The following is a 13,326-nucleotide window of genomic DNA, read 5'->3' as shown; positions in this document are numbered from 1 at the left end:
GGCTCATGCCGCGCCGATCAGGGCAAGCCACTGGTCCTCGTCGATCACCTCGATGCCCAGCCTTGCCGCCTCCTTGGCCTTGGAGCCCGCGCCCGGCCCGGCGATCAGCAGATCGGTCTTGGCGCTGACCGAACCCGCGACCTTGGCGCCCAGAGCCTCGGCCCGGGCCTTGGCCTCGGCCCGGGTCATCTTTTCCAGCGTGCCGGTGAAGACAAGGGTCTTGCCCGCGACCGGGCTGTCCGTGGCGGCGCGGGCGACGGGCTGGACATCCAGTTCCGCAACCAGCGCGTCGATGGCAGCGCGTTCGGCTTTGTTGGCGAAGGCTTCGGTCAGGCTGGTGGCCAGCGTATCGCCGACGCCGTCGATGGCGGTCAGCTCGGCCCAGGCGTCATTGCCGGGGGCGGCCTGGGTCAGCGCGGCCTCAAGCGCGGGCCAGGCGCCATAATGGCGGGCGAGAAGCCCGGCCGCCGCCTCGCCCGCATGGCGGATGCCAAGGGCGAAGATCAGGCGGTCCAGGGGAATGCGGCGGCGCGCCTCGATCGCGGCGAACAGCTTCTTGGCGGAAGTCTCGCCATATCCGTCACGATTCTTGAGTTTCCTCAAAGGGTTGGCAGCATCGCGCGCGGCAAGGGTGAAGATGTCGGCGGGCGTTCGGACCGGCAGGTCGGCGTCGTTGAAGAACATCTCGATCTGCCGGGCGCCCAGGCCTTCGATGTCAAAGGCGCCGCGGCTGACAAAATGCTTCAGCCGCTCGATGCCCTGGGCGGGGCAGATCAGCCCGCCGGTGCAGCGGCGCACGGCATCGCCTTCGGCGCGATGGGCGGGGCTGCCGCATTCGGGGCAGGTCTGCGGGAAGATGTAGGGCCTGGCAGTATCGGGGCGGCGGGCAAGGTCGACATCGGCGATCTTGGGGATCACATCGCCGGCACGATAGACCTGCACCCAGTCGCCGACGCGAATATCCTTGCCGTCCCGGATCACCTCGCCGCTGGCGCTGCGCCCGGCGATGTAATCTTCATTGTGCAGCGTGGCATTGGACACGACGACGCCGCCCACGGTGACCGGGGTCAGCCGCGCGACGGGGGACAAGGCCCCGGTGCGGCCGACCTGAATGTCGATCGCCTCGAGCCGGGTCCAGGCCAGCTGGGCGGGAAACTTATGGGCGATGGCCCAGCGTGGGGTCGAGGAGCGGAAGCCCAGGCGCTGCTGAAGCGCCAGATCGTCGACCTTGTAGACCACGCCATCGATGTCATAGCCCAGCGTTGCGCGCTGCGCCTCGATCGTGCGGTAATGGGCCAGCATCGCCGCGGGCCCGTCGCAGAGGACAGTAAGCGGGTTGGTCTGGAACCCCATCTCGGCCAAGCGCCGCAGCGCGCCGGATTGGGTGGCGGCCAGCGGTTCGGACAGCTGGCCCCAGGCATAGGCGAAGAAGCGCAGCGGGCGGCGGGCGGTGATGGCGGCATCGAGCTGGCGCAAAGACCCGGCGGCAGCATTGCGCGGATTGGCGAAGGGCTTCTCGCCGCGTTCCGCCTGACGGGCGTTGAGCAGGGCGAAATCCTCATGGCTCATATAGACCTCGCCGCGCACTTCCAGGATCTTGGGCGCGCCGGAGAGAGTCTGGGGGATATCCTTGATCGTCAGGGCATTGGCGGTGACATTCTCGCCCACCTCGCCATCGCCCCGCGTCGCGGCCTGAACCAACCTTCCCTGTTCATAGCGCAGCGAAAGCGACAGCCCGTCGATCTTCGGCTCGGCCGTGTAGGACAGCGCGCCAGTCAGGTTCAGATAGCGCCGGACCCTGTCATCGAAATCGGCGACATCGCCATCTTCGAAGGCGTTTTCGAGACTGAGCATCCGCACCGCATGGGTGACCTTGCCGAAGCCCTCGGCCAGCGCGCCGCCGACCTGGTCGCTGGGGCTGTCCACACGTTTCAGGCCCGGGAAACGCGCCTCGATCGCGGCATTGCGGGTTTTCAGCGCGTCATACTCGGCATCGGTGATCTCGGGGGCATCGCGGGTGTGATAGGCGTCATTCGCCGCCGCGATCCGTGCTGCCAGATCGGCCAGTTCGGCCCGGGCTTCGGCCTCTGTCAGATCCCCGACCGCTTTCGTCATGCCCGCCCCCTTGCGCCTTCCGCGCGAAGGTTAGGCAAGCCATCGGCCAAGGTAAAGCCGCCGCGCGACCGGGCCGCTCAGGCGCTGGCAGCGAGGCGATGCACCGGCTTGTCGCCCTGCGCGGGGTCGCGCAGCACATAGCCGCGGCCCCAGACCGTCTCGATATGGTTTTCGCCCCCAGTCGCCTCGGCAAGCTTCTTGCGCAATTTGCAGATGAAGACGTCGATGATCTTTAATTCCGGTTCATCCATGCCGCCGTAAAGATGATTGAGGAACATCTCCTTCGTCAGCGTCGTGCCCTTGCGCAGAGAAAGCAGTTCGAGCATCTGATATTCCTTGCCGGTAAGATGCACGGCTTTGCCTTCGACCTCGACCGTCTTTGCATCGAGATTGACGGTGATGGTGCCCGTGCGGATGACCGACTGGCTATGGCCCTTTGACCGGCGGATGATCGCGTGAATACGCGCCACCAATTCCTCGCGGTGAAACGGCTTGGTCAGATAGTCATCGGCGCCGAAGCCGAAACCGCGCAGCTTGTTCTCGGTATCGTCCGAGCCCGACAGGATGAGAATCGGCGTTTCCACCCGTGCGAGGCGGATCTGGCGCAGGACTTCGTGGCCAGACATGTCGGGCAGGTTGAGATCCAGAAGAATTAGATCGTAATCATAGAGCTTGGCGAGATCGATGCCGTCTTCGCCCATATCGGTGCAATAGACGTTGAGATTGGCATGGGTAAGCATCAATTCGATGCTGCGCGACGTGGTCGGGTCATCCTCAACAAGAAGAATACGCATCTGGGAAACTCCGCTCCTGGCCCTTCATCGTTAACGGGATAGGGGGGCAATGGTTAACTTTGCGTTACTGTGCCTGAGCGCGACCATAAAACAATCTAAAGTTGACGATACTTCTGTATCGAGGTGACTTTCAGGGCCTTTTCGCCATGGGTTTCGACAGCCTGGCGCCACAGGGTGAATTCTTCTTCCGACAGGGAATAGCGTGAAAGCGCCTCGGATTGGGCGATTAGCCCGTGCACCACCGCCTTGACGACAATGGCCTTGCGGCTGGCGACCCAGCGCCGCGTCTCAGGCGGTGGCAGGTCTGCCCGCGTGAGGATGCTGCCGTCCGGCAAGGTCACCTGGCGCGGCCCGTCAACGCGTTTCAGATACATGGGCGAAAACCTCACTCCGTTTCCGGGAATTTCGGGACGATGGCCCAAGCAACTTAAGCAATGCTGAAAGCCGGGGTTGAGGATAGCGTGGATTTTCCTATATTCCGGGCTACTCCTTTTCCCCCGGATTCCTGCCATGCCGCGCGACCTGCCCCTCAACTCTTTGGGCCTGCCCAAACCGCCTTCCGAGACGCGGGTGGTGGTGGCCATGTCTGGCGGGGTCGATTCCAGCGTGGTCGCGGCGATGCTGAAGGACGAGGGCTATGATGTCGTCGGCGTCACGCTGCAACTTTACGACCATGGAGCGGCGCTGGCCAAGAAGGGCGCCTGCTGCGCCGGGCGCGACATCCATGATGCCCGCCGCGTGGCCGAAACCATGGGTTTCCCGCATTATGTGCTGGATTACGAGAACACCTTCCGCGAGGCGGTGATCGAGGAATTCGCCGAGGCCTATCTGGCGGGCGCGACGCCGGTGCCCTGCATCCGCTGCAACGAGCGGGTGAAGTTCAAGGATCTGCTGGCCACGGCGCGCGACCTTGACGCCGATTGCATGGCGACGGGCCATTACATTCAGCGCAAGATGGGCGCGGGTGGGGCCGAGCTGCATCAGGCCGCCGATCCGGTGCGCGACCAAAGCTATTTCCTGTTCCCGACCACGCCGGAACAGCTGGATTTCCTGCGCTTTCCGCTGGGCCATCTTGCCTCCAAGGCCGAGACACGGGCCCTGGCCGCGCGCTATGGCCTGCCGGTGGCCGACAAGCCCGACAGCCAGGATATCTGCTTTGTCCCGAACGGCAATTATGCCGCGGTCATCGAGAAGCTGCGCCCCGGCGCGGGCCAACCCGGCGAGATCGTCGATCAAAGCGGAACCGTGCTTGGCCAGCACAATGGCGTGATCCATTACACGATCGGCCAGCGCCGCGGCCTGGGCATCGGCGGCCTGGGCGATCCGCTTTACGTCATCCGACTTGATCCCGTGACGCGGCAGGTCGTGGTCGGCCCCAAGGCCGCGCTGTCTACCCGCGTCGTGCCGCTGCGCGAGATCAACTGGCTTGGCGACGAGCCCTTCGACTCGCGCCCCGAATGGCATCTTGAGGTCAAGGTCCGCTCGACCCGGGCGCCGCGTCCGGCGATCATCCGGCCCCTCTCGGCCACCGAGGCGGAGGTCGAGCTGATCGCGCCGGAAGAAGGCGTCAGCGCCGGGCAGGCCTGCGTCTTCTACGCGCCGGAAGGCGGCCGCATCTTCGGCGGCGGCTGGATCTGGAAAGGGCGCTGAGCCGCGCCCGGCCCCTTCGGTCGTCACGAAATCCGGACTCCGTTTGCCTTACCCCTGGGCAGGCAGCGCGTCGCGGATCGCCGCCCACAACTCATCGACCGGCTCGATCCCGACCGACAGGCGGATAAAGCCTTCCGCCACCGCATCGCCCCAGCGCGCGCGCCTTTCGGCCGAGGAATGGGTGCCGCCGAAGCTGGTGGTCTGTTCCAGCAGCGGGCAGCGGGCCAGGAAGGCCTCGGCGATCTCGGCATCGGCCAGCTCGAAGACGATCAGGAAACCGCCATTCGCCGCCTGTGCGCACGTGACGCCATAGGAGCGATCGCCCTTCAGGCCGGGATAGCGCAGGTTCTTCACCGCCGGATGGGCGGCAAGGCGGTCGGCCAGAACGGCGGCGCTGGCGCACATGCGCGACAGCCGCAGTTCCAGTGTCTCAAGCCCGCGATGGACGAGGAAGGCCTCGAACGGCCCCGGTATTGCGCCCGACATGCGCCGCCAATCGCGCACCCGCGCGACAAGGGCCGGGTCGCGCGACGCGACATGGCCGAAAAGCACATCGGAATGGCCCGAAGGCGCCTTGGTGTCGGCGGCGACGACCATATCGCAGCCAAGGTCGAGCGGGCGCTGAAGATAGGGGGTCATCGTGGTGTTGTCGGCGATGACCCGCGCCCCCGCTGCCCTGGCCCGCGAAACCGTGGCGGTGATGTCGACGGCGTCAAGGCCAGGATTTGACGGCGTTTCCAGATAGACCACATCCACGCCGGTGAAATCGGCAGTCGCGAAATTTCGGGTCGGCAGCTCGGTGACGGTCACGCCGAAAGGCGCCAGGAAGCCCTGCGACAAGACCCGGGTGACGTAATAGCCGTCCGCAGGCACCACCAGCCGCGCGCCCTGTTTCAGCGAGGCGAAAAGGGCGGCGGCGATCGCGGCCATGCCCGAAGGGAAGCTGACGCAATCGGCCTCTTCCAGCAGCGCCAGTTGCGCCTCGACCGCTTCCCAGGTCGGCAATCCGTTGCGGCCGTAGAAATGACCGCCCGCCTGCACATGCGGGAGGTGAAAGGTCGCTGTGGCGGTGATGGGCGGCACGGCGGGATCGCCCTGTGACAGCCCCGCCTTGCGATGATGCAGCAGCCGCGCGGCGCGGTTCAGGCTGTGGTCGTCCATGGGCAAGGCCCTTTCCCCGGCTGGTCCGATTTTCGTCGAAAACCAGTATGGCGTCCGGCAGCACCTTATTCCAGCCGCGCCGGAAAGCCCTCGGCGCGCAGATCGGTGCCCAGCGCATCTTCCAGCAGCTTCACGATCTGCGTCGATTGCGCCCCACCGCCATAGACCGCCTTACCCTTGAGAAAGGTCTGCGCCGTCTGCGCCGCAAGATCCAGCGGCACGCCGAATTCACGGCCGAAACCCATGGCGAAGCCCAGATCCTTCAGCGCCAGATCCATGGTGAACGCGATGTCATAAGAGCCGTTGAGAATGAGCTGGCCCTCGGTCTCATGCACGAAGGATGTGCCCGAGGAGGCCGCGATCGCCTCCCAGGCCGTCTTGAGGTCAAGCCCGCCGCGCTTGGCCAGCATCAGCGCCTCGCCATCGGCGACCAGATGGATGAAGGCCAGCATATTGGTGATCACCTTGATCACCGCCGCGCTGCCCAGAGGACCCATGTGAAAGATCTTGCCGCCCATGGCTTCAAGCGCCGGGCGGTGCAGATCGTACAGATCCTGCTCGCCGCCGACCAGAACCGTGATCTCTCCCCGCGCGGCCAGATGGACCCCGCCCGTCACCGGCGCCTCGAGCATCCGCACGCCGCCGACACGGGCCAGCCCCGCGAGACGCTGCACATCATCCCGGCCCAAGGTCGAGTTTTCGATCCAGGTCGCCCCCGGGGGCAGCACCGTCATCAGCTCGGCGAGCACCGCCTCGGAAGCGGCCGGGCGCGGCAGGCAGGTGAAGACATGGTCGACGCTTTCGGCCAGTTCGGTGACCGATCCGGCCACTCGCGCGCCCAGCGCGCGGTGCCGTTCGGCCAGGGCAGGATCGCGGTCATGGACCACAACCTCATGCCCCGCCCGGATCAGGCTGGCGGCCAGATGCCCGCCCAGATTGCCGAGCCCGATATAGCCATACCGCATCACGTCCCCCCGTAGACCGATTTCCAGCCGGAAACAGGAACCGGAATTCGCGGGAATTCCGGCTCCCTGTCGCTGCCGTCAGGCGCCCCAGCCGACGATGCCCTTGACCTCGCAGAAGTCATGGATGCCCCAATCGGCATATTCGCGGCCATTGCCCGATTGCTTGTAGCCGCCGAAGGGGGCCGAGGTGTCCCAATCCGGGTAGTTCAGGTTCACCGTCCCCGCCCGCAGGCGGCGCGCCACGGGTTTGGCATCTTCGACCGGACCGGCGATATAGGCGGCAAGGCCATAGACCGTGTCATTTGCTTGCTGCACGGCATCGTCGATGCTGTCATAGGGCTGGATGGCAAGGACCGGCCCGAAGATTTCCTCTTTCGAGATGGTCATCGAATTGACCACATCGCCGAAGACGGTCGGGCGCACGAACCAGCCGCGGTTCAAATCCGCCGGGCGGCCCACGCCGCCGGTGACCAGCGTCGCCCCTTCGTCGATCCCGGCCTGGATTAGCTTTTGCACCTTGTCGAACTGCATCTTCGAGACCAGCGGGCCAAGGACCGTGTTCTCGTCGCGCGGATCGCCGGTGACAATCGCCTCGGCGGCTTCCTTGGCGGCAGCCAGCGCCTCGGCCTGACGGCCGCGCGGCACCAGCATCCGGGTCGGCGCGTCGCAGGACTGGCCGGTGTTCGACATCACCGCGGTGACACCCGCCTTCACCGCCTCGGCGATATCGGCACTCGGCAGGATGATGTTGGGCGACTTGCCGCCCAGTTCCTGCGCCACGCGTTTCACCGTCGGCGCGGCGGCGGCGGCGATGGCCGTGCCTGCCCGGGTCGAGCCGGTGAAGGAGACCATGTCCACCTCGGGGTGTTCCGACATGCGGGCGCCCACTTCTGGGCCTGCACCGTTCACCAGGTTGAAGACGCCCTTGGGCACGCCCGCATCATGCAGGACCTGCGCGAAAAGCACGCCCGACAGCGGCGCGATTTCCGAGGGTTTCAGCACCATGGTGCAGCCCGCGATCAGCGCGGGCGCGACCTTGCAGGCGATCTGGTTCATCGGCCAGTTCCAGGGCGTGATCAGTGAGCAAACCCCGATGCCCTCATAGACGATACGGGTCGAGCCGCGCATATATTCCCAGACCATCTCTTCGCCGGCCTTGATGGTGGCTTCCATATGGACCTGCCCGGCCCAGGCCTGCGCGCCGCGCGCCCAGGTGATCGGCGCGCCCATCTCGGTCGACATGGCCTGGGCGAAATCCTCATAGCGCTCGTTGTAGATCTCGAGGATCCGCTTCACGAGCGCGATGCGCTCAGCCGGGGGCGTTACCGTCCAGGCATCGAAGGCCGCGCGGGCGGCCAGGATGGCGCGGTCGGCATCCTCGCGGTTGCCAAGGGCGACCTCGCAGACGATTTCCTCGGTCGCGGGGTTTTCCACCCCGATCCGAGTCTTGGACAGGGGCTCGACCCATTCCCCGTTGATGTAGAATTTGGTCATGTTCTGCGGGATCATCGGGTGTCTCCTTGCCTTGTCTGAAGGCGCCGCGCGGCCCCTTGTTCGGGGTCAAGTCTGCGGCGGCGGATGCGCATTTGCAAGCCGCCGCCGGGGATCACATTGGTCGGAAACCGGCAGGCGATTGCCATTCCGCGACCTGCCGGAAAGGGTTTTCCCGGCAACCCTCCGCGCTAGCGGAAGTAGATGTTGAACCGCGCCCGGATCGCGCTGTCGATTTCTGGATCGACCATGCAGCCCGCCTTGGCCAGGATTTCGTTCTTGCGGGCGATGGCACGGTCAAGAAGCTGCGGCTTTCCGGCCTCGACCCATTCCTTCGGGCTCATCCGGTTGCCAAGGGTGGGATAGACATATTCGGTCTGCATCAGCTTGAGCGTCTGGTCCGAACCGAGGTAATGGCCCGGCCCGCCCAGACAGACCTCTTTCATCGCCTCGATGCTGGTCGAATCCTCGGTCACATCGATGCCGCGCACCAGCCGCATGACCTGGCCCAGAATGTCGTCGCCCAGGACCAGGCTTTCCAGCGAAAAGCCCAGCAGCGAGGCGTGCATCCCGACCGACTCGTAGCACATGTTCAGGCCCGCCAGACCGGCAAGGGTATTGGTGATCCCCTGTTCCCATCCGGCCTGCATATCGGGCAGCTTGCTGTCGGAAATGCCGCTCGCGGCCCCGCCCGGCAGCCCGTAGAACCGGTGCATCTGCGCGCAGCCCGCCGTCAGCAGCGCCTGTTCGGCCGAGCCGCCCGACATGGCGCCGGTGCGCAGATCGCTGACGAAAGGCCAGGTGCCAAAGATCGCGGGCGCGCCGGGCCGGATCGCATTGACATAGACCACACCCGCAAGGCATTCCGCCACCGCCTGCACGATGGCCAGCGCGATCGGCGCGGGCGCCGTGGCCCCGGCCTGCCCAGCACTGAGAAGAAGCATCGGCATGCCCTGCCGGACGCATTCTTCCATCACCCGGCAGCTTTCCTCGGCGAATTTCATCGGCGGCACGACGAAGCAGTTGGAATTCGACACGAAAGGCCGCGCCCGCCAGGCCTCCTCGCCGCCCGCCACCATATGCAGCATCTCGAAGGCATCGGCGACATGGGCCAGATCGAAGATCGAGGTGCCGACATGTTTCGTCGTGCCCGCAAGGCAGGCATAGAGCGTGTTGAGGTCCATCTCCTTGTTGTCGACCACGTCGCGGCACACCATGGTGCGCTGGTAGAAATGGACATTGTCCAGGTTCTGCACGATCCGCGCGGCGTCATAGAGATCCTGCGAGGTCGACTCGCGATACTCGTTCTTCTCCAGATCGACGATATGGACCGCCGCGCCGGCCGTGCCGAAATGCACATTGGTGCCAGACAGATGCAGGTCGTATTTCGGATCGCGCCCGGGCAGGGTGATGTCGCGCGCGGCCTTCGCCAGCATGTCCTCGACCAGGGCGCGGGGAAACCGGATGCGTCCGTCATCGCCCAGGATCGCCCCGGCGCCGGTCAGGATCTCCACGCCCGAGGCGGGGGCGTTCGACAGGCCGATTTCTTCCAACGCCTGCAGGGCGCTTTGGTGGATCTTTTCCACCCCCGCCGGGTCCAGCGGCTGATAGCGCCCGCCCTTCATCCCCGGCCGGATCGGCCGCACATCGTCGGCAAGAGGGGCCGCGCGCATCGCCACCCGCGCCTGCCGTCCGCCAGACCGCCTTGCCCGCGAGGGCGCGCACGCCTCGTCAAGATCGCTCATTCCCGATACTCCCTATCGCCGCGCCCCGCCCCCTGGCGCAACAGCGCGTCCACCTGATCGCCCGGCATCGCCCCCGCCAGACCGGCGAAAGACCCCTGCCCCAACATGCCCACCATCGCGTCGCGGATCGCCGCATGCGTCGCCCGGGCAATCTGGCTGCCGGTCGAGATGCGCCGCACCCCCATCGCCGCCAGTTCCGCCACGCTCAGCGCCTTCAACGGCCCCGCCGCAAGCGCATTCACCGGCGTCGTCACCGCAGCCAGCACCTGCGCCAGTTCGGCCCTGCCCGGCGGCACCGGCAGATAAAGAAGATCCGCCCCCGCCGCCTCGTAGCCCTGCAGCCGCGCGATGCCCTCGGTCAGATCATAGGCCCCGTTCATCACCCCGTCGGCCCGGGCGCAGAAGACGAAGGGCCGCCCAAGTGCCCGCGCCGCCGCCGCCCCGGCCCGCACCCGTTCGACCGCCAGGGCGCGGTCATAGGCCGGATTGCCAATGACCATCCGCGTGTCCTCGACCGAAATGCCGGACAGGCCGACCTCGGCCGCCAGCCGCACCGTCTCAGCCACCGTGTGGGGTCATCGCCGAAGCCGTTCTCGAAATCGCCCGAGACCGGCAGGTCCGTCGCCGCCAGAAGATCGCCCGCATGGGCCAGCGCCTCGTCGCGGCTGACCCCGCCCATATCCGGGCGGCCCAGAGTGAAGGCATGGGCGGCGGACGATGTCGCCAGCGCCCGCGCGCCCAGGGCCGCCATCATCCGCGCCGATCCCGCATCCCAGGGGTTCGGGATGACGAAACAGCCGCTCTGGTGCAACTGCCAGAAAGCGTCATGCCGTTCCAAGATCCTCACGTCGCCCTCCCTTCTTCAGTTCACAAATATCCCGGGGTCCGGGGCAGAGCCCCGGGGCCGATCACTGGCGCACCCGATCCGATTTCGGATCATGCATCGGCACCAGACTTGCCACCGCAGCATGCCGCCGACCGGCCACCTCGATTTCGTAGCGCGAGGCCAGCACCTCTTCTTCGGATTGCCCGGCGCAGGGCACATAGCCCATGCCCACCGCGCCCCCCAGGAAATGCCCATAGGCCCCCGAGGTCACCGGCCCGACGATCTTGCCGTCCCGCACCACCGCCTCGTTGTGGAACAGGAGCGGTGCGGGATCTTCCAGCCGGAACTGCACCATCCGCCGCGACAGCCCCGCCTCCTCCCGGCGCAAGACCGCCTCGCGGCCAATGAAAGCCGGTTTCCTGCGGGAAACGGTGAAGCCCAACCCCGCTTCCAGAACATGATCCTCGTCCGTGATGTCATGGCCCCAATGGCGAAAGGCCTTTTCGATCCGGCAGCTGTCCAATGCGTGCAAGCCGCACAGCGTCAAATCCGGGGCCGCCTGCATCAATGCCTCGAAGACATGGGCGGTCTGGTCCGCAGAGACATACAGCTCCCAGCCAAGTTCACCGACATAGGTCACCCGATGCGCGCGGGCGAGACCCATGCCGATCTCGATCTCCCGCGCCGTGCCAAAGGGATGCGCGGCATTGCTGAAATCGTTCGGAGAGACACGCGACAGCAGCTCGCGTGCCTGCGGGCCCATCAGGCAAAGCACCGATTCCGCCGCCGTCACATCGGTCACGACTGCGAATTCCTCGCCCAAATTCGCGCGCAGCCAGGCCAGGTTGCGCGTCAGCGTCGCCCCCGGCACCACCAGAAGATAGGCCGTCTCCGAAAGCCGCGTGACGGTAAGGTCGGCCTCTATCCCCCCGCGATCGTTCAGGAACATCGTATAAACGATCCGTCCCGCCGCCACATCCATCTGCGCCGAACAGACCCGGTTCAGGAAAGCGCAGGCATCGCGGCCCTCGACCCGGATCTTGCCGAACGAAGTCATGTCGAACAGGCCCGCGCGTTCGCGCACCGCCAGATGCTCGGCCTTCTGGTTGTCGAACCAGTTCTGCCGCCCCCAGGAATAGCGGTATTCCCGCTCTTGTCCGGGCTTCGCGAACCAGTTGGCCCGCTCCCAGCCCGCCACTTCGCCAAAGACCGCGCCGCGCGCCGCCAGATGGTCATGGATGGGCGAGCGCCGCACCCCCCGCGCCGTCGCCATCTGGCGATAGGGGAAATGGTCGGCATACAAGAGGCCCAGCGTCTCGCCGACCCGTTCCTTCAGATAGCGGCGGTTCTTCTGGAAGGGCTGCGCCCGGCGGATGTCCACTTCCCAAAGGTCAAAGGGCGGCTCGCCCTCGGTGATCCAATGCGCAAGCGCCTGCCCGGCGCCGCCCGAGGATACGATGCCGATGGAATTATACCCCGCCGCGATCCAATAGCCGCGCAGTTCCGGCGCCTCGCCCAGATAATAGCGGTCGTCGGGGGTAAAGCTTTCCGGCCCGTTGAAGAAGGTGTGGATGCCCGCCGTCTCGAACAGGGGCAGGCGGTTGGTCGCCATTTCAAGAATCGGCATGAAATGCTCCCAATCCTCGGGGAGCGTGTCGAATTCGAAATCCGGCCGGATGCCACCCATGCCCCAGGGTTTCGCCTTGGGCTCAAACGCGCCCAGCATCATCTTGCCGGCATCCGACTTGTAATAGGCGCATTCATCCGGCACGCGCAGCACCGGCAGATCGCCCAGCCCGGCCACGGGCTCGGTCACCAGGTAGAAATGCTCGCAGGCGTGAAGGGGCAGCGTGACGCCGTTCTGTCCGGCCAGATCGCGCCCCCACATGCCACCGCAATTGACCACGACATCGGCCGCGATATGCCCCACCTCGCCGCCAAGGTCGTAATCGACCCCCGTCACCCGGCCGCCGGCCGTGGTCACCTTCGTCACCAGGGCGCCTTCAAATATCTTCGCCCCCCGTTGCCGCGCGCCCTTGGCCAGCGCCATGGCAATGTTCGCGGGGTCGCATTGCCCGTCCAGCGGCAAGGCCACCGCACCGACGACGCCGTCAATGTTCAGATGGGGATATTTCGTCTTGGCCTCGGCGGGCGAGATCTCATGCACCTCGACATCGAAGATCCGCGCCACCGTGGCCTGGCGCAGCAGTTCCTCGTGCCGCTCCTTCGTGAGCGCGACCGAGATCGAGCCCACCTGCTTCATGCCGGTCGCCACCCCGGTTTCGGCCTCGAGGCCGCGATAAAGATCGGCCGAATATTTGGCCAGCCGGGTCATGTTGGCCGATCCGCGCAACTGGCCGATCAGCCCGGCGGCATGCCAGGTCGTGCCCGATGTCAGGCGCTTGCGCTCGAGCAGCACCACATCCGTCCAGCCCGCCTTGGCCAGGTGATAGGTCACGGAACAGCCCGAGACCCCCCCGCCGATCACCACCGCCCGCGCTGTATTGGGAATGGCCATCCCCTGCTTCCTTCATCTTGGCAATATATTCCGGGGGTCCGGGGGCAGAGCCCCCGGACGC

At 66.0% G+C, this 13,326-nt stretch carries 9 protein-coding genes and 1 pseudogene; 1 reads left to right on the top strand and 9 read right to left on the bottom strand.

Translation table 11 applies throughout. The features are described from left to right. Positions 1 to 3 precede the first annotated feature (3 nt). From ligA to sciP, 3 genes are all read right to left on the bottom strand, one after another. Positions 4 to 2,115 (bottom strand): NAD-dependent DNA ligase LigA, encoded by a 2,112-nt coding sequence (gene ligA, locus ACED67_RS01150; RefSeq protein WP_395539613.1) that lies wholly within the window; start codon positions 2,113 to 2,115, stop codon positions 4 to 6. A 77-nt stretch (positions 2,116 to 2,192) separates the two neighbouring features. Next, on the bottom strand, positions 2,193 to 2,909 hold the full coding sequence (ctrA, locus tag ACED67_RS01145) for a response regulator transcription factor CtrA (RefSeq protein ID WP_395539612.1): 717 nt from the start codon (positions 2,907 to 2,909) through the stop codon (positions 2,193 to 2,195). 95 nt (positions 2,910 to 3,004) lie between these two features. Beyond that, positions 3,005 to 3,283 carry a CtrA inhibitor SciP gene (gene sciP / locus ACED67_RS01140; RefSeq protein WP_395539611.1) on the bottom strand — a complete coding sequence of 93 codons (279 nt, stop codon included), beginning with the start codon at positions 3,281 to 3,283 and terminating at the stop codon, positions 3,005 to 3,007. Positions 3,284 to 3,419: 136 nt separating this feature from the next. Here sciP and mnmA point away from each other — a divergent pair, with 136 nt between their 5' ends. Beyond that, a complete protein-coding gene (gene mnmA / locus ACED67_RS01135) occupies positions 3,420 to 4,559 on the top strand; it encodes a tRNA 2-thiouridine(34) synthase MnmA (RefSeq protein WP_395539610.1) in 1,140 nt (379 codons plus the stop codon). Between the two features lie 48 nt (positions 4,560 to 4,607). On the opposite strand, the gene ACED67_RS01130 is transcribed toward mnmA, so the two are convergent. From ACED67_RS01130 to ACED67_RS01105, 6 genes and pseudogenes are all read right to left on the bottom strand, one after another. After that, entirely contained in the window at positions 4,608 to 5,720 is a 1,113-nt protein-coding gene (locus tag ACED67_RS01130; RefSeq protein WP_395539609.1) for a cystathionine gamma-lyase, read from the bottom strand. A gap of 65 nt (positions 5,721 to 5,785) precedes the next feature. Further along, positions 5,786 to 6,685, bottom strand: coding sequence for an NAD(P)-dependent oxidoreductase (locus ACED67_RS01125; RefSeq protein WP_395539608.1), 900 nt, complete (start codon positions 6,683 to 6,685; stop codon positions 5,786 to 5,788). 78 nt (positions 6,686 to 6,763) lie between these two features. Next, positions 6,764 to 8,194 carry an aldehyde dehydrogenase family protein gene (locus ACED67_RS01120; protein WP_395539607.1) on the bottom strand — a complete coding sequence of 477 codons (1,431 nt, stop codon included), beginning with the start codon at positions 8,192 to 8,194 and terminating at the stop codon, positions 6,764 to 6,766. 173 nt (positions 8,195 to 8,367) lie between these two features. After that, the gene (locus ACED67_RS01115; RefSeq protein WP_395539606.1) at positions 8,368 to 9,921 is read right to left on the bottom strand and encodes a trimethylamine methyltransferase family protein; all 1,554 of its coding nucleotides are present in this window, start codon (positions 9,919 to 9,921) and stop codon (positions 8,368 to 8,370) included. After that, positions 9,918 to 10,768 (bottom strand): annotated as a pseudogene (locus ACED67_RS01110) (isocitrate lyase/PEP mutase family protein). The gene ACED67_RS01115 and the pseudogene ACED67_RS01110 overlap by 4 nt, the downstream one beginning before the upstream one ends. Positions 10,769 to 10,829: 61 nt before the next feature. Further along, positions 10,830 to 13,265 carry a GcvT family protein gene (locus ACED67_RS01105; protein ID WP_395539605.1) on the bottom strand — a complete coding sequence of 812 codons (2,436 nt, stop codon included), beginning with the start codon at positions 13,263 to 13,265 and terminating at the stop codon, positions 10,830 to 10,832. Positions 13,266 to 13,326 lie beyond the last annotated feature (61 nt).

This window comes from Neotabrizicola paludis (assembly GCF_044142105.1).
GTDB lineage: Bacteria > Pseudomonadota > Alphaproteobacteria > Rhodobacterales > Rhodobacteraceae > Pseudogemmobacter.
Note: the sequence above shows the minus strand (reverse complement) of the source record. Positions and strands in the feature narration are given on the sequence as shown.